Here is a 17,897-nt window from a genome sequence, read left to right as displayed (position 1 = left end):
CAACTGGGACTCACAATGTTCTTATTGGGATTAATTCTAGGTTTGGCGGTAGGTATAGGGTTTTGGATTTGGCAACAGATTCAATTAAACCGTTACTTGGGGAGAGTTCTTCAACCCTACTCTAGTTCTACAGATGTAGCTCTACCGCTATTACCTCGTTTGCGTCAGGAAATCAAGACATTACAACAGCAGCGCCAAGATTTACAGCAATCCCTACAAACTTATCAAGACCTATTGGATTTTGCCCCCATAGGATACTTGCAAGTAGATGAAGAAAATCAATTGCTGTGGTGCAACGAACAAGCGCGAGAAATTTTATATCTGCAACGATGGCAACCGGGACAGGTGCGCTTGCTGTTAGAATTGGTGCGTTCCTATGAATTAGATCGGTTGGTGGAACAAACACGCGATCGCCAAAAACCCCAAACCAAAGAATGGTTATTTCATCCCTCATCCGACAATCCAGCCGAACTACCTACAATCAAGTCTATGACCTTACGCGCCTCTGGCTTACCCTTACCCAATGGTCAAGTAGGCGTATTTTTAGAAAATCGTCAACCACTTTTAGACGTAAATCAAGAACGCGATCGCTCATTTTCTGATTTAGCCCATGAACTCAGAACACCCTTAACTTCCATTCGCCTGGTTGCAGAAACCTTACAACATCGCCTAGAACCACCCTTAAACCGTTGGGTTGACCGCTTGATGCAAGAAGTTGACCGATTAATTAGCTTAGTCCAAGGCTGGTTAGAACTAACGCAAATCGAAGCTAACCCAACCATGCAATTGCATTTAGAACCAGTGGAATTGCGATCGCTGATTACATCGGTTTGGGAAACCTTAGAACCCTTAGCACAAAGACAACACCTCTCACTTCACTATTCTGGGCCGGAAGATATTTGGGTAAAAGCTGATCAAGCCAGAATTTATCAAGTTTTTCTAAATTTGCTTGACAATAGTATTAAATACAGTTCTCCTAGCACCAACATTCAAGTAGAAGCAAAGATTAAATTTTCTGAAGACAATCATCAAAATAATTCGATATCTCCCTTGTTAGAAATAAATTTAATTGATGCTGGGGCAGGTTTTTCCGAAGCCGATTTACCACATATTTTTGAGCGATTTTATCGGGGAGATAAAGCTAGAACACATTCCCCCTTACAAGATAATTCCATTGGTTCTATTGTCGGCAATGGTTTGGGTTTAGCGATCGTCCGGCAAATTCTCTTAGCTCACGGTGGTTCCATTAAAGCCATGAATCACCCCCAAACAGGTGGTGCTTGGATGCAGGTGATACTTCCCGAAGTTGTGGCGAACTCTCAAAGCCAAGACTATAGTTAATAGTATCTTCACTTTTGAGAATACAAGTGTGGAAGCTGTCGTTTATAATTCCAACCCTGACAGTTCTCAGTTGGCGCGTGCCATCAGGCGCTTAGAACGAGATGTTTTACGTATGGGAGCTTTGGTAGAACAATCATTTCGCCTCAGCCACCAAGCGTTATTTGCTCGTAACCTTACGGCTGCTGAAGAACTCCCCCAATTAGATAAAAAAATTGACCGTTTTTATAGACAAATAGAATCAGACTGTACAGCCATCATGACTCAAGCACCAACAGCCCAAGATTTGCGCTGTTTGAGTGCTTTTATGCAATTAGTCCGAGATTTAGAACGGATAGGAGATTATGCTAAAGATTTAGGCAAAATAGCAGTTAAACTTTTCCCTTATCCACCTCATACATCTTTACCAGAAATTGAAATCATGTCACACCATGCCCAAGCAATGTTAGCAACTAGCTTGGTAGCTTTGGCTGATTTAGATGAAGCTGGCGGACGGGGAATTAAGCACTTAGATGATGCGGTAGATAATGCGTATGATCGCCTTTATCAAACTTTAGCTCAACAACGGGATATTCCTGGAGTGGTGGAGCCAATTATTTTGTTAGCACTAGCAATTCGTTGTCTGGAACGGATGGCAGATCACGCTACTAATATTGGTCAGAGAGTAGCATATATTGTCACTGGTCAACGTGGTTAATAACCGGTTGGATTGCCGAATCTACTTGTTTGGATAGGGAGTAGGGAATGGGGAGTGGCTGTATTGATTTTTCCCCAAATCAAATATGAGTTCTTGAGATTTCTCCATATTATGGAATTGATGATTTAGCAAATCTTTTGTTACTAAATACAACATAAAAAAATCGAGAATTGGGATATATAAAGTTCCAATTCTCGATTTTTTTAGCTGAGGAATCAAGAGATCCCCGACTTCTTTAAGAAGTCGGGGATCTGAACTGATACCATTTCACTTTAAAAATGATACGGATATGCAAGTAGCGCCTCGACTTCGCTCGGCGACCAGAAGCAGAGTTGCAGAGGAAGCGATTTCTATCAGTAATTTCGTGAAATGGTATGACTGGTATTTTGAACTACCAAAAAGTTAAAACTTGCTTAACTGAGTTAGATTTCACTGAATTTTTACCTATTCTTAACCTTAGCTGATTAGAGTATCGGAAATCACAGGAACTATCGCTTTACTGATATAAATGAGTATCAAGCGTCGGGATTTATTGCTATTGATGGGAGGTAGCGCGAGTGCATTGGCGCTGGCTAATCTCACAGGTTGCGGTCAAAAGACAACGACGCAAAGAAACACATCATTTGTAGGAGAATCGGCATTTTCGTTTAAACCCATTAAAGGGCCGATTCCCTTAGAAACAGCAGGCTTTAATCGAGAACAGCAACAAGTCCAATATAGTAGTTATGAAATTGTAGATGACTTGGTACTGCCAGAAGGGTTTGGATATCAAGTCATTGCGGCTTGGGGTGATCAAGTCGGGGATTCGCGCTTTGGTTATAACAACGATTATTTATCGTTTATCTCCACCACAGAAAATGCTGGTTATCTGGCAGTGAACTTTGAGTATATCAGTGCGATTCCTTGGATGGAAACTTATCAGCAAGTCATTGGTCAATCATTACCATTTGCTGAGGTGAAAGCGGCTTTAGACAGCACAAATTCTGGTAAAAATGCCATTAACGCATATGCTTTGCCAGATAATAATCCAGTAAAAGCTCAAATTGCCGAAATTTGTCAAGCAGCTTTAATAGACCAAGGTTTAGGTGTAATTTCCCTGCAAAAAACAGCCAATGGTAAGTGGGAAAGAACTAATTCCCCAGCAGATAGACGCATTAGTGGAATTTCGGGCTTAAAAGATAATCGCTATTTAAAAGCCACAGGCCCAGCCGTGGCAATATTTCGCAAGCAAACAGGACAAGGATACATCGATAAACTGGGCGATCGCATTATTGGGACTTTCGCTAACTGTGCAGGGGGAACAACACCTTGGGGTACAGTTTTGAGTGCCGAAGAAAATTTCCAAGCCCAAGTACCAGAACCAGTTTATGCTGATGGTACAGCTTTTGACCCTGGGACATTGCCCTTTGCTTTGGGTGATGAAGAATTATTCGGACAAGGAAATGTATTTGGTTTAGCCGGGAATAAATATGGTTGGATTGTGGAAATTGACCCTGCTAACCCCCAAGATTATGGGACAAAACACACTTGGTTAGGACGTTATCGCCATGAAGCCGTCGGTGTGCGGGTAGAAGCAGGTAAACCACTCGCATTTTATTCAGGATGCGATCGCCGTGGCGGACATATATATAAGTTTGTTAGTCGAGATCAAGTCAAAAATCCCCAAGACAAAGGCAATTCACGGCTATTACAACAGGGAATGCTGTACGCCGCCAAATTCAACGCTGATGGTACTGGTAACTGGATACCCCTAAAAGCCGAGACTCCGGTGAATCCAGATGTACCGAGTCAAATTGCTGGTAATATCATTTTGTTGCCCCTGGGAACCAAAGCTGAAACAACAGACCTGAAGGCGGGTTATTTTGCAGTCACCACAGATGAAGCGATCGCCCAGTACAAACAAAAGTATCAAAAACTCGCAGACCTTTACACAGGCAACACCGAAGAAAAACAAGGCGCAATTTTAATTGATGCACATTACGCCGCTAATGCTGCTGGCGCTACCTGCACAGCCCGTCCAGAAGATACAGAAATAGCCCCCAACGGTGATTTATACATCACTTTTACTTCTGGTGCGCCAGACAAACAAGGTGGTTCGGATGTGCGAGTATTTAAAAGTCCCAAAGGTGAACCAGGCTATGAATACGGCTGGGTGATGCGTTTAACTGAAGATAACAACGACCCCGCAGCCATGAGTTTTCGTTGGCAAATGTTAGCCACAGGTGGAGAACCAGCCGCAGGCGGGATGGGTTTTGCCAATCCCGATAATTTATTACTCGACCGACAAGGTAATGTCTGGATGGTGACAGATATTTCCACCACCAAACTCAATAACGCCGTGAATAACCGCAATGCTGAACCCGGAAAATCGGTGAGTTTGTCTGGCTTGTTTGGCAATAACTCTATGTGGTTTATCCCCACCAGTGGCGCAGATGCAGGCAAAGCCTTTTTATTTGCAATGGGGCCAATGGAATGTGAAACGACAGGCCCTTGTTTCACAAATGATCAAACAACTATGTTCTTATCCATACAACATCCAGGTGAAACAAATGGCACAAGAAAAAACCAAGCAATCGAAACCAGAAAATTTGTAGTGACCTCTACCACAGGTGAAGAATTTTTGCAAACTCGCAAAGTTCCCCTGGGTTCTAATTGGCCTGATAAAACACCAAATGCACCCCCAAAACCGGCGGTTATCGCTATCACAAAAACGGCAATATCTACTAACAAAATATATCAAAATCCTCAATTAGCCACATAATCAGCCATCTATTATTTAGCTAAAATCTTCTGGTTTTATCAAGCAAATAGCTGTGAGGAATTAGTCTAATTAATTTTGCTGCGATCGCCTTGAGAACAAATCAAAACTTTCACCAGATCCCATAAAATTTATAATGACATCTACTAGTCTGACACCAACATTTCCCACCGCATCTATTAGTGAGCAACTATCACTAAAAATTTTTGCCAGAAAAGAAATTATTCCCTTAAGAAACGAGGTCATCTGGCGCATCGAGCGTGGTGCAGTCCGCACCCTTACTTGGGCTGAAGATGGAACCTTCATCACTTTAGGTTACTGGGGGCCAGGAGATTTGATTGGTTCTCCCTTATCGAAAGTGAAACCCTACCAAATTGAGTGCCTTACCAGTGTTGAGGTAAGTATTGTACCTGCTTATCTCTGGCATCAAGATATGGCAGGTTTGTTTTCCCATATTCAACAATCAGAAGAGCTTTTAAGCATTGTCCATCTCAAACCCATTTCCCTGCGGTTATGGAAATTTTTGGTTTGGCTGAGTGATAAATTTGGACGGGATGTCGAACAAGATCGAGTTATCGACATCAACATCACTCATCAAGAAATTGCCGAAGTTTTAAACACCACTAGGGTGACAATTACCAGACTATTACAACAATTTGAAGAAGAAGGAGTCTTATTAAGATACAAGCGGCGGATTATTTTGCGTTTACCAAATAAATTTACTACCCAAACTATAGCTAAAAACAATGCTTATTAACTTGTGTTGGTTGCATCCTGTCTGATATATTGATGCCTGTAATTATTTAGTGAATACCCATAAAACAAGCAGCGATTGTAGCCCAAATACATCCATACATTGCACTAGTGGGTGTGAGTGAGAGTAAAGATAATGAACAGACTTTTTTGGAATGTACTAAAAGTTAGTCCAGCAATTTTGGCTGCTTCTTTATCAGCAGCTAACAGTGCCTTAGCTGCTGAAGCTAACGAACAAATCACAACCGTGGCTCAGTTGTCTGAACAGTCAGATAGCATGGGGCAGGTAACATCCGTATCGCAGTTTTCGGATGTGCAACCAACAGATTGGGCATTCCAAGCGTTACAGTCTTTAGTAGAACGTTATGGTTGTATTGCAGGTTATCCCAACGGTACATATCGCGGCAACCGGGCTTTAACTCGCTATGAGTTTGCGGCTGGTTTGAATGCTTGTTTAGATAGAGTTAATGAATTAATCGCCACAGCCACAGCAGATTTAGTCACCAAAGAAGACTTAGCCACATTACAACGTTTACAAGAAGAATTTTCTGCGGAATTGGCAACTCTGCGCGGTCGGGTAGATGCACTAGAAGCCCGCACTTCTGAGTTAGAAGCCAATCAATTTTCTACTACCACCAAGTTAGTTGGTGAAGCTATTTTTGACGTATCTCAAGCCTTTGGTGGGAACCAAGCGGTATCTAACCCCAGTACACCCACAACAGATTTAACCTCCAACACTACTTTTGATTATCGGGTACGTTTAAACTTACTGAGCAGCTTCACTGGTACAGATCAACTGCAAGTCCGGTTACAAGCTGGTAATATCGCCAATAACAGAGCTGTCACCGGTACCAGTCAAACCCGTCTGTCATTTGCTGACCCGACTGACAACCAAGTTCAAGTTGATAAAATTAACTACGCTTTCAATTTGAGCGATTCTATTCGGGTGAAGGTTGATGCTAACACTGCTGAGTTGTGGGAAAACGTCAACGTCTTCAACCCAGACTTTAGAAGCAGTGGAACAGGTGCAATTTCACGTTACGGACGTTTCAGCCCGATTTATCGTGTAGGTTCTGGCGGCGCTGGCTTAACGGTTACTGTTAACCCTAAAGGCCCTATTACCTTAAGTGGAGCTTATTTAGCATCTAAAGCCAGTACCCCCGATGCAGGCTTTGGCTTGTTCAACGGTGACTATGCAGCTTTTGGACAACTAGAATTTAAACCCAGTCAAGCTTTTAATATTGGTTTCGCCTACGCCCATACTTACGACGGTGGTAGAACTTCACCAGCTGGTACAGCAAGTAACGCTATCAACTTTATTGGTAATACTGGTAGTACATTTGCTATCAGCCCCTTTGGTACTGCTGTTGCAACCACAGGTAATCACTATGGTATCCAAGCTAGCTTTAGACCTAGTGATAAGTTGACTCTTGGTGCTTGGGCTGGTTACTCTAATGCTGTAGCGGAAAGTGGCCCCAATAGAGGTAGAGATGCAGAAATCATCTACTGGGCTGGAACTTTAGCACTCAAGGACTTTGGTAGAGAAGGTAACGTACTGGGTTTAGTATTTGGTCAGCAGCCAACAGTCACAGATACTCCTGTTGCTAACCGTAGAGATGGAGACACTGCTTATCATTTGGAAGGTCTGTACAAAATCAAAGTTAGCAACAATATTCAAGTGACTCCTGGTTTGTTGGTAATTTTCAACCCAGAAAATAACGACAGAAACGATACGATCTACGTCGGTACACTTCGTACAACTTTCGCTTTCTAAATTCACACTTACGTGATATAATCAAAACAGAGTTCCTGAGTATTTTCCCTTAAAAAATAATAAGGAAAATACCCAGAAACTTTGACGGTATGGTGTGAGTGAAAGCAAACAAAATCATGAAAAATTCTTTCTGGAATGTACTAAAAGTTAGTCCAGCAGTTTTAGCTGCTTCTTTATTAGCAGCTAACAGTGCCTTAGCTGGAGAAGCTAACGAACAAATCACAACTGTTGCACAATTAACCCAACAAAACGACAGCATGGGTCAAGTAACATCTGTATCCCAGTTTTCGGATGTGCAACCAACAGATTGGGCATTCCAAGCGTTACAGTCTTTAGTAGAACGTTATGGTTGTATCGCAGGTTATCCCAACGGTACATATCGGGGCAACCGAGCTTTGACTCGTTATGAGTTTGCGGCTGGTTTGAATGCTTGTTTAGACAGAGTTAACGAATTAATTGCTACAGCCACAGCAGATTTAGTCACCAAAGAAGACTTAGCCACATTACAACGTCTACAAGAAGAATTTTCTGCGGAATTGGCAACTCTGCGTGGTCGGGTAGATGCACTAGAAGCCCGCACTTCTGAGTTAGAAGCTAATCAATTTTCTACTACCACCAAGTTGGTTGGTGAAGCTATCTTTACTGTAGCTGCTCCTTTCGGGGATGACCGCGCTGATACAGACACTAATCGCAACAACAACCGTGATTTAGATAGCAATGTTATTTTGGCTGACCGGGTGCGGTTGAACTTGTACACCAGCTTTACAGGTTCAGACAGATTGCAAACTCGTTTGCAAGCTCGGAATCTCACGCAATTTGGTACTGCTGTTACAGGAACCAACATGACTCGCTTAGGCCATGATGGTGATAACAGAAACGAGGTTGAAATTGATAAACTCAACTATGAATTCAACCTGGTGAGTGATGCAGTGCGAGTCAAGGTTGATGCCTTTGGTGCGGAACTGTGGAACAACATTAACGTGTTCAACCCAGACTTTAGAAGTAGCGGTACAGGCGCTTTATCCCGCTACGGACGTTTCAGCCCAATTTATCGTGCATCATCTCCTGGCGGTGCTGGTTTGACAGTCACACTCAACCCCAAAGGCCCCATCAGCTTAACAGGTGCGTATCTTGCACCCAACGCTAGTGACCCCAGCCAAGGTAATGGTCTGTTCAACGGATCTAATGCCTACTTTGGTCAAATAGACTTCAAACCAAGCAAACAGATCAACGTTGGTTTTGCCTACTCTCATACCTATCAAAATGATAGTCCTACTACAAACGGTATTGATGTCAACCTGTTTGGTAGCCAAGGTAGTTCTCTTTCCAACAGACCTTTCGGTAATATTGGTACCACAGCGAATAACTACAGTTTCATGGCTAACTTCCGCCCCACCGATAAAATTGGCATTGGTGGTTGGGTAGGCTACACCGATGCACAAGCTGTACAAGGTACAACCTCTGGTAGTGCAGATATTTGGTACTGGGCTGCTAACTTATCAGTTAAAGACTTGGGTAGAGAAGGCAACACCTTGGGTATCATTTTTGGTCAACCACCCAAAGTTACTGACCTCAATTTTGGTACTAGAGCAAATACCGACAGAGACACTTCTTATCACTTAGAAGGTCTTTATAAAATCAAAGTCAGCGATAACATCTTAGTTACTCCTGGCTTGTTGGTAATCTTCAACCCAGAACATAACGACAACAACGATACTATCTACGTAGGTACACTGCGTACCACCTTCTCTTTCTAGATTTCAGTTTTGGATGAGATGAATAAAACCCTACCTAACGGTGGGGTTTTATTTATTAGGAGCATTTGTGAAGAACAAGATCCCCGACTTCTCAAAGAAGTCGGGGATCTGAGTAATTATAATTTTCACAAATTCAAGTTATCTTCTGGTTTGACTAAATCTGATGGCGGTCTGTCGCTACTCCAAGCCCACCATGCACAACCACAATGGCATTGATAAAATTCTTGCCATTTGCGGCGATGTTCTTCTGAGAATACAGGCGATCGCCGATTGATCCAAACCTGTAATGCTTCTAAACTACTAGAACGGCAAGTTGGACAGCAAAATTCATAGGCGTGAACTGCCTTGGATGTCCATTCAGGTGGGATGGGAGCAAAAGCGTCCATGTAATTTAAAATTTAATCTCAGTAGGCAGCATATCAGCCCGAATTAATATATATCTGTTTATCTGGTATTTTGCTAAATTCGTCTGTTTTTTTACAACTCTTAATTTGTCTAAAGGTCAAGATCCCCGACTTCTCAAAGAAGTCGGGGATCTGAACATCTCAATTTTTCATCAAAACTAACCACAACAGTCGCAAAAAATACAAAGATGGAACAAAATGCTGAAATTCGTCGGTTGTTAGATGTCATGCCAGCTTCGGGGAGAATGGCAATTAAAATCGTCAGCAAACCGGAGCAGGCACAAGTAATTGATGCTACTTTTCCTCTGCCTTGGCAACAGTATAGACCGATATATATTAATTTTGATTTGTGGGGACGTTTAACCAAGCCACAACGGGATTTATTGCTGTTGCAGAAGGTGAGTTGGTTGAGTGGGGTGAGATGGTTTAAACCGGATATTTATCAAGGGGTTGTGTTGCTGGGATTGTTGGCGGGATTAATTGAATCGTCACAGTCTGATGCTGTGGGTGTGGGTGTGGCTGTGGGATTAAGTGCGATCGCAGCTTTCCGCATCTGGCGCAGCAATCAATCATCAGAGTCAGAGTTAAATGCAGATAAAGCAGCCATTAAAATAGCCCAACGCCGGGGTTATTCGGAAACAGAAGCGGCTCAATATTTACTCTCTGCAATTGAAGCAATGGCAAAAGCAGAAAAACGTCCTGGGTTAGATTTTACCGAGTTAATTCGTTGCCAAAATTTGCGAGCGATCGCAGGTTTATCACCTGTGGGTATACCCGAAACTTACAGTTGAAAAAATTAACCAAGAAATTTAGCTCTTTCTCTGACTAATTTTTTGCTGGCATCACTGACTGTCATAATTCAGAAATGATTTTGGCATTTTGGCTGCAAATTTACCAACTGCGACAAAATTGAGGGTGATACCAAATTAAAAAATGATTGCGACAGATGGATGACTCAAAAGCTTACCGATCAACCCTTACCCAATCCAAAATCTAAAATCCAAAATGGTATGAGATGAATACTCTACTGTAGCGAGGAAAAAAGAAGCCAGTGCAGGAGGTATAAGGTTTTGATAGTGGTAAAAAAGCTATGATTCATGGCTCATTGATTCGTCTGATGATCAGGCGAATGGCATCTTAAGCTTTTGTTTACGCATCAGCTCTTAGGTGGCTTTTTCAGTAATATGCAACTAACTAGCTAGATATCAAGAGGCATAAAGTGGAACATTGGCAAGCTATCCTGAGCGTTTTCACCTTTTTGGGTGTAATTCTCCTAATTATGACGGAATGGGTGCATCTGACTATCGCTGCTTTATTGGGAGCATTGCTATTAGTTTTCACCAACGTCATGACATTAAAAGAAGCTGTGGGTTATATCGGTAATAGTCATGGAACATTAGGGTTATTTTTTGGTGTGATGGTGCTTGTCAGAGCATTTGAACCAACTAAAATATTTGATTATTTAGCTACTCAAATTGTGATTTTAGCCAAAGGTGATGGCAAACGTTTGTTATTAAGTATTGTCGGGATTGTTACGCCGATTTGTGCAGTTTTACCCAATGCCACAACCGTAATGTTATTAGCGCCATTAATTCCGCCAATGGCAGAAGAAATAGGTATAAATTTTGTACCATTGTTGATATTAATGGTGTTTATAGCTAATAGTGCTGGTTTATTAACTTTAGTCGGTGATCCAGCGACGTTTATTGTGGGAGATGCAATTAATATTAGTTTTATCGATTATCTCTGGAAATTAAGTTTAGGTGGCGTAATTGCTGTTGTTACAGTTACAGCCACCCTACCATTTTTATTTCGGAAAATTTGGCAGACTAAGCTAGATAATCTGGAAGAATTACCACATCCCCAAATTAATCATCCACGAGTATTAACTGTGGGGGCGGTGATTATCGCCTTTGTCTTAATATTTTTTGTGATTGGTGAATCTTTACCAGTGCCGATTTCACCTGCTGCTGTGGCTTTATTAGGTGCAGCTTTGGCTTTGTTACTATCTCATCACAGCCGCATTGATAATGTTAACAATATTTTACGTGATGTTGATTGGAGTACATTAATATTTTTTATGAGTATTTTTGTATTAATTGGCGGCTTAGAAAAAACAGGTGTAATTAGTGGTTTATCAGGTTTTTTGGCACTTATTTTAGGAAAAAATATCATTCTCGGTTCTTTAGTTTTATTATTATTTGTTGGGATATTATCTAGTGTTGTGCCGAATATTCCTTTAGTGGTGGCAATGGTACCCTTACTCAAACAATATATTGTCAGTGTAGGGTTAGCGCCAACAGAGGTGTTAGCACAAGACTTTCAAGGGCAATTTCCGGCTGAAGTTTTACCGTTGTTTTACGCCATGATGTTTGGTGCAACCTTGGGAGGTAACGGTACACTTGTAGGCGCATCTTCTAACATAGTTGCGGCTGGTATTTCCGAACAACATGGTCGCCGCATATCATTTAAAACCTTTCTGCACTACGGTATTCCCGTGATGTTTTTGCAACTAGCAACTTCGGGATTATATGTGTTAGTGCGATTTCTGATCTAGACATAATCACAACTAATACAAATTCCTTCTGGAGAGGGATGATTTTAACAGCACGTATTTAAATATACTTACGTGTATGGTTTTGTAGTGGCTATAAATGTTGCATTATAAGTATAAGAGCAAAATCTAAATCAGCTTCAAAAAGGATCAAAGTTATGAACCCGCCTGAAGAATATACCAATTACAGTGCGCTTGAACCAGTACAAGGGGGGGTGAATCAAGTCAATAACAAACTACAATTTACTACTAATGGAATTGGTGAAACTAACAGTTTAGATAAAGTCCGAGACCTTCTGTTTGGCAACCAGATACGTGATGTTGACAAAAGACTGACTCGCTTAGAAGAAAATTTATTTTCAGAACTTGTGAGCTTGCGAGAGGAAACCCGCAAACGTTTAGATGTTTTAGAAAGTTATATTAGACAAGAGGTTGATTCGTTAACAGAACAACTGAAGAAAGAGCAATTAGAGCGTGATAGTGGGATGCGATCGCTCTCGGAAGAACAGAAAAATAGTAACTTATCTTTAGAACATAAAATTTCTCAAGTTGACGAACAAACTACCAACCGTCAACGAGAATTGCGTGAACATATCCTCAATCAATCGAAAAATTTACAGGATGATCTTCAGCAAAAATATGAAGAAATTTTAGCGGTACTCAAACGCGAAATGCAAGAAATGCAAAGAGAGAAAACAGACCGTTCTAAGTTGGCTGCTTTGTTTACAGAACTAGCAGTACGACTGAATACAGATCATAAATTTTGAGATGAAATTTAAATTACTTGTTTAGATTAAGGGATTTGGGTAATGAATAATTATCTCCCGAATCGAGTACCTACAGAAGCAAAAAGTATGAATGGAGAATCTGCTGACTTAGATTCTCTCAATCAAGATGACCTCACTTTACTTCGCAGTTTACTCCTGGGGATTGAACCTTCTCAACTCAATAAACTCTACGAAAGATTAAATAATCCGCAAATTCAACCAGAAGATATCAGTCGTTTGCTTCCCGAAGCTGTGGTTTTGCGTACCAAGCAAGATCAGCAGCTAGTAGAAGCGATGGTTGCGACTGTGGAACAAGCAATTCAAGCCTCTGTCAGCCAAGATGAAAATGTGCTGTCTGAAGCATTTTTTCCCATTATTGGCCCAGCTTCTCGTAAAGCGATCGCTAACGTCTTAGACGAAATGATGCAATCGCTGAACCAAGCCTTAGAAAATAGCCTGTCGGTACAAAGTTTTCAATGGAGGTTAGAAGCTAGGCGCACCGGAAAATCCTTTGCAGAAATTGTCTTGCTGCGGACTTTAATTTACCGCGTTGAGCAAATATTTTTGATTCACAGACACACTAGTTTATTGCTGCATCATGTCAGGTTACAACAAGTAGCCGTTCAAGATCCCGATTTAGTAGCAGCAATGTTGACAGCAATTCAAGATTTTGTCAAAGATTCCTTTAAAGTACAGCAAGAAGATACATTAAGAAGTCTGCGCTTTGGCGAACTCACAATTTGGGTGGAAGCAGGGCCACAAGCAATTATCGCGGGGATAATTCGCGGTAAACCACCGCAAGAATTACGCGTCGTTTTTCAAGCAGCAATTGAAAAATTACACCTTAAACTCGGAACAGAACTCCAGAGTTTTACAGGCGAAACCGAACCATTTCAAGCTAGTGAACCTTATTTAGAAAGCTGCTTAACAGCACAGTATAAAACTCCGGCTCGGCAAAATTATATCTATGCTTGGACTTTCTTCGGTTTAATGGCGATCGCAGCTGGAAGTTGGGGCTTTTTTGCTGTGAGAGAAAATATCCGTTGGCAAACTTATCTCCATAAACTAAACTCCCAACCGGGAATTGTGGTGCTGAACACTCGATATTACAACGGGAAACACTTTATTTCAGGAATGCGTGATCCTGTGGCTGTAGATCCCAACACCCTGATTCAATCAACCAATTTGCAGCCAGATAAAGTTATAGCTAAATGGCAATCTTACATATCATTAGAACCAGAAATTATCACTAAAAGAGCCACAGAATTACTGCAACCACCAACCACTACAAAACTACAAGTGAATGATTCTGGCATTCTTGTAGCTAGTGGCTACGCATCACAAAAATGGATTACAGAAGCTCAGAAACTCTGGCGTTTTATTCCTGGAATCACACAATTTCAAACTAAAAACCTATTAGCAAATGAACTAAAAGAACTAGAATCGGCTAAAAATCAAATTGAATCCACGACATTTTTATTTGTTGAAGGCAAAGATGAGTTCATTCCTGGAGAAAATCAAAAAATTCCCAAGTTACGGACAAATTTTTCTACCCTTTTCAAAATAGCTCAATCCTTAAATCAGGACGTACAAGTTTTAATTCGTGGTCACACTGATACTACTGGTACAGAAGGACAAAATTTCCTCCTCAGTCAAATACGGGCGAATAAAATTTTTACGGCTTTAAATCTGCCGAAAATTCATACCAATAAATTTAAACTTGCTGCTTTAGGTTCTACACTACCTTATCAACCAGAATTAAATTTAGATGCCAGACAACTGAATCGGAGAGTGTCTTTTCAAGTATTCATCACTGACAAAAGTAAATAAATCATGCTGCAAAAAAAAATCTGTATGGTAGGTGCATTTGCTACTGGTAAAACCAGTTTAGTTTCCAGGTTTATCTACAGTATTTTTTCTGATAGGTATTATACAACTGTCGGTGTCAAAATTGATAAAAAAACTCTCAGTCTGCAAGGCAACAATGTTAATTTAATTCTTTGGGATCTTTACGGTGAAGACGAGTTTCAGAAAGTTAGAATGTCTTACCTCAGAGGCTCATCCGGTTATATTTTAGTTGTAGATGGTACAAGGCGTAGCACTCTCGATAAAGCTTTTGAGTTGCAAACTAAAGTAGAAGAAAGTATTGGTCAAGTACCGTTTATTTTAGTCTTTAACAAATGGGATATGACAGAGGAATGGGAAATTGAACCCCAGGAGTTAGATAGTATTCTCAGCAAAGGCTGGAATGTAATTAAAACCAGTGCTAAAACAGGACAGGGTGTGGAAGAAGTCTTTCAAACACTTGCTCATCAAATCATCAATCGATAAATGGCAGACATCCCCAAGGCTGTAGTTTTATATATTCTCAATTTTATTATCGAAGAGCGATCGCTTGCTTATCTCTTAGTCAACAAGGACGGTGGACTGGAAGCCTGGGGGGGAAAACTCGCTGAGTATGGCATTACAAATCTCAGTCAAGGAATATCGGTATGTGAACAAATTTTTTTTCTCGAAGGTTTACTACCTATAGATGACTCTCCGTTATTTCTCCCCTTAATCAAAATCGCAGCAAGTATCTGTGCGGATGTCCATATTTTTCCCTCCGAGGAAGGTGATTGGGTATTACTATTGAATAGTATGTTAGATGAAAAGCATCTCTCAGCTATGCAGCAAGAAGCCAACTACTCCAGCCTAGCACAAGAACAATCTGATAGATTGATAAAGAAAGATTTAGGAATCAGCAGTCAAAATTCAGAATAATTAATAAACAGGAGTCAGAAGACAGAATTCAAAATGCTCCACCCATAAAGGATGGAGTTTAAAGGAAGAAAAAAGTTTTATTTTGATTTCACCCATGAATCACGAAATTTTCCACCAATATTAATCACCCAGCGATGCACTGAGCTTGCTGAAGGTTTCCTAAGAATAAAAACTATATTATCTATAAAACTCATATTTGATTTGGGAAAAAACAAGGTATATTTATAATCTCTTTTTCCTATTACCTGCCTACGCAATGATGTTCAGTTATCAAGTTGGATTGCTAGATATTTTTATGATATGACTACAACTATATTATCTGACTTATTCTTAGGCTTAAATATTTTAGTCTTAGAAAGAATTGATATTGGCTTATTTAGAGTTACGGCTCAACCACCTACATGGTTACAGCGTTTTTGTAGCCAGCAATTAAGATTTGGCATGGATATGTTAATTCCGCAAGAGGAATTTGCATTTTTAGAAAATTTTTTGTTTGATGCCGAAGATTTTTGGAGCGAAAATAAGATTGGTAAGCTTAATTCTGGTCTTTGGAGTCAAAAAAATTTAAATGGCTATGAAGAGCAGTTAGAAGCTTATGCTTTGTGTGTAAATGAAAGTAAAATTTTATTAATTGAATTAGCAGAAGATAAATTTAAATATAAACAGCACCTAATTCAAGCAGGTCGAGAACAACAATTAAATTATCAACAATTATTAAAAGACAATCAAAGAAAAGAAGTCTTAATTAATTGTATTATTCATGATATAGCAGGGCAACTCAACGCCATTAATTGCTGTTTAGCCTTGCTAGAGTTTGAAAATTTAACAGATAAAGGTAAGGAAAATTTAGAAATCGCTCGTAAGCAATCGATTAAGCAAGAAATGTTAATTAGAAATATTTTAGATGCTTTTTCGGATGAGGTGCGATCGCTAGAAAGTTTTATCGTAGATATTGACACTGCGCCTGATATTCTTAGGGCTGTAGAAGAAACTATCGAACTATTTAAAGCTACCTTTGCACTGACTAACCAACAGTTACAGCTTGCAGCTAATGTTGACAGCACAGCCGATTGGAAAGTTGTAGGCGAACAATCACGCCTAGACAGAGTTATTACAAATCTGGTGGAAAATGCTTATCGCCACAGTCCAGAAGACTCAACAGTAACTATTAATTTGCAAGCAGAAGTAGGATATGTACTCTTCACTATTGATGATGAAGGTGAAGGTGTATCACCAGAAATGAGCAATAATTTATTTCAAAAGTTTTCCCAAGGTCAAAATCGCGCAGGTAGAGGAGGAATCGGTCTTTATTTTTGTCGAATGACGATTGAACGTTGGGGTGGAAATATTGGTTATTTACCTCGTCCCGAAGGCGGTTCCCGTTTTTGGTTCCGCCTTCCCAGACCATTAGGAAATGAGTAATTACTCATTACTCATTACCAGGACTAAGGAGATTGGGAGTAAGGGTTTTAGATACATACACCCTTACTCCCTACTCCCTATTCCCATATATTAGTAACCAATCAAATGCAGGACATCACGAACTACGCTATAGCCGGCTAAGTCCCAGAGTAAATAAGCCACAAAACCAATTGCTGCTAAACGGCCATTCCAGAGTTCGGCTTGGGGAGTCCAACCAAACAAAAATTCATTGCGATCGCGTCCATTATAAGCATTAGCAACTCCCGGTAAATCTGTAGAGGGACGAGTTTCCATGATTGTTCTCCAAAATTAATTTAGTGTTGGCAAATTTTTCTTTAGTCAGGACTTACGCACAAAGATTATCTGTGGAGATTGGGTGTAAGGATTTTGAATCAGTACACCCCTATCCCGAATTTCTCACGCATGGTTAGGGGGTGTGGGGAGTGTAGGAAGAGAGGAGAGTGTGGGGAGTGTGGGAAGAGAGGGGGGAAAGATTTCTTTACCATCCTCCCACCCCTACACCCTCGCCACAACCCTTGATTTTTCGTTTTGATGCGTAAGTAAGTCCTATTTAGCGACCTATTAGATGTAAGACATCGCGCAGAACGCTATAACCTGCTAAATCCCAAAGTAAATAAGCCACAAAACCAATCGCAGCCAAGCGACCATTCCAGAGTTCAGCTTGGGGAGTCCAGCCAAAAATAAACGCATTGCGGTCTATGCCGTTATACTCTGTAGCGACTGGTGGTAAATTCGTCGAGGAGCGAGGTTCCATTTGTTGAGTCCAAATTGATTTGTTACTTAACTTCACGTTAGCTATTTACCACCAGCCTGCTTTCCGTCTAGAGGTACAAACTCTAGCCACCTCTTCTGGAAGATACAAACAGCCAAAAACTGTTAACATCTCTTT

General features: G+C 40.7%; 16 protein-coding genes. 13 read left to right on the top strand and 3 right to left on the bottom strand.

Going from position 1 to position 17,897, the window contains the following annotated elements:
• The first annotated feature begins 15 nt into the window (after positions 1 to 15).
• The 6 genes from H6G79_RS20265 to H6G79_RS20240 all read left to right on the top strand — a co-directional run bounded on the left by H6G79_RS20265 (position 16) and on the right by H6G79_RS20240 (position 9,077).
• Complete coding sequence (locus H6G79_RS20265) at positions 16 to 1,341, top strand: PAS domain-containing sensor histidine kinase (RefSeq protein ID WP_190591396.1); 1,326 nt, start codon at positions 16 to 18, stop codon at positions 1,339 to 1,341.
• A gap of 28 nt (positions 1,342 to 1,369) precedes the next feature.
• Positions 1,370 to 2,035, top strand: a complete 666-nt coding sequence (phoU, locus tag H6G79_RS20260) for a phosphate signaling complex protein PhoU (protein ID WP_190591395.1) — start codon at positions 1,370 to 1,372, stop codon at positions 2,033 to 2,035.
• 508 nt (positions 2,036 to 2,543) lie between these two features.
• Positions 2,544 to 4,796 (top strand): PhoX family phosphatase, encoded by a 2,253-nt coding sequence (locus H6G79_RS20255; protein WP_190591394.1) that lies wholly within the window; start codon positions 2,544 to 2,546, stop codon positions 4,794 to 4,796.
• A gap of 133 nt (positions 4,797 to 4,929) precedes the next feature.
• The gene (locus tag H6G79_RS20250) at positions 4,930 to 5,550 is read left to right on the top strand and encodes a Crp/Fnr family transcriptional regulator (protein ID WP_190591393.1); all 621 of its coding nucleotides are present in this window, start codon (positions 4,930 to 4,932) and stop codon (positions 5,548 to 5,550) included.
• 132 nt (positions 5,551 to 5,682) lie between these two features.
• Positions 5,683 to 7,320, top strand: coding sequence for an iron uptake porin (locus H6G79_RS20245; RefSeq protein ID WP_190591392.1), 1,638 nt, complete (start codon positions 5,683 to 5,685; stop codon positions 7,318 to 7,320).
• A 116-nt stretch (positions 7,321 to 7,436) separates the two neighbouring features.
• Positions 7,437 to 9,077, top strand: a complete 1,641-nt coding sequence (locus H6G79_RS20240; protein WP_190591391.1) for an iron uptake porin — start codon at positions 7,437 to 7,439, stop codon at positions 9,075 to 9,077.
• A gap of 125 nt (positions 9,078 to 9,202) precedes the next feature.
• Here H6G79_RS20240 and H6G79_RS20235 read toward each other — a convergent pair whose 3' ends face one another.
• Positions 9,203 to 9,463 (bottom strand): hypothetical protein, encoded by a 261-nt coding sequence (locus tag H6G79_RS20235; RefSeq protein ID WP_190591390.1) that lies wholly within the window; start codon positions 9,461 to 9,463, stop codon positions 9,203 to 9,205.
• Positions 9,464 to 9,669: 206 nt separating this feature from the next.
• Here H6G79_RS20235 and H6G79_RS20230 point away from each other — a divergent pair, with 206 nt between their 5' ends.
• The 7 genes from H6G79_RS20230 (at position 9,670) to H6G79_RS20200 (ending at position 16,987) form a co-directional block, all read left to right on the top strand.
• Entirely contained in the window at positions 9,670 to 10,272 is a 603-nt protein-coding gene (locus tag H6G79_RS20230) for a DUF3318 domain-containing protein (RefSeq protein ID WP_190591389.1), read from the top strand.
• 428 nt (positions 10,273 to 10,700) lie between these two features.
• Positions 10,701 to 12,038 carry an ArsB/NhaD family transporter gene (locus H6G79_RS20225; protein WP_190591388.1) on the top strand — a complete coding sequence of 446 codons (1,338 nt, stop codon included), beginning with the start codon at positions 10,701 to 10,703 and terminating at the stop codon, positions 12,036 to 12,038.
• 155 nt (positions 12,039 to 12,193) lie between these two features.
• Positions 12,194 to 12,802, top strand: a complete 609-nt coding sequence (locus H6G79_RS20220; RefSeq protein ID WP_190591387.1) for a hypothetical protein — start codon at positions 12,194 to 12,196, stop codon at positions 12,800 to 12,802.
• A gap of 42 nt (positions 12,803 to 12,844) precedes the next feature.
• The gene (locus H6G79_RS20215; protein WP_190591386.1) at positions 12,845 to 14,632 is read left to right on the top strand and encodes an OmpA family protein; all 1,788 of its coding nucleotides are present in this window, start codon (positions 12,845 to 12,847) and stop codon (positions 14,630 to 14,632) included.
• A gap of 3 nt (positions 14,633 to 14,635) precedes the next feature.
• A complete protein-coding gene (locus tag H6G79_RS20210; RefSeq protein ID WP_190591385.1) occupies positions 14,636 to 15,133 on the top strand; it encodes a Rab family GTPase in 498 nt (165 codons plus the stop codon).
• The gene (locus H6G79_RS20205) at positions 15,134 to 15,565 is read left to right on the top strand and encodes a hypothetical protein (RefSeq protein ID WP_190591384.1); all 432 of its coding nucleotides are present in this window, start codon (positions 15,134 to 15,136) and stop codon (positions 15,563 to 15,565) included. It abuts the gene before it with no gap.
• 300 nt (positions 15,566 to 15,865) lie between these two features.
• Positions 15,866 to 16,987 (top strand): sensor histidine kinase KdpD, encoded by a 1,122-nt coding sequence (locus H6G79_RS20200; RefSeq protein WP_190591383.1) that lies wholly within the window; start codon positions 15,866 to 15,868, stop codon positions 16,985 to 16,987.
• A 90-nt stretch (positions 16,988 to 17,077) separates the two neighbouring features.
• Here the strand turns inward: H6G79_RS20200 and H6G79_RS20195 are convergent, their stop codons facing one another.
• Positions 17,078 to 17,281: a high light inducible protein gene (locus H6G79_RS20195; protein ID WP_190591382.1), complete on the bottom strand. Its 204-nt coding sequence runs from the start codon at positions 17,279 to 17,281 to the stop codon at positions 17,078 to 17,080.
• 277 nt (positions 17,282 to 17,558) lie between these two features.
• Positions 17,559 to 17,762: a high light inducible protein gene (locus tag H6G79_RS20190; protein ID WP_190591381.1), complete on the bottom strand. Its 204-nt coding sequence runs from the start codon at positions 17,760 to 17,762 to the stop codon at positions 17,559 to 17,561.
• Between the last annotated feature and the right edge of the window lie 135 nt (positions 17,763 to 17,897).

It is taken from the genome of Anabaena sp. FACHB-83 (assembly GCF_014697485.1).
GTDB lineage: Bacteria > Cyanobacteriota > Cyanobacteriia > Cyanobacteriales > Nostocaceae > Nostoc_B.
This window is presented reverse-complemented; position numbering and strand designations above follow the sequence as displayed.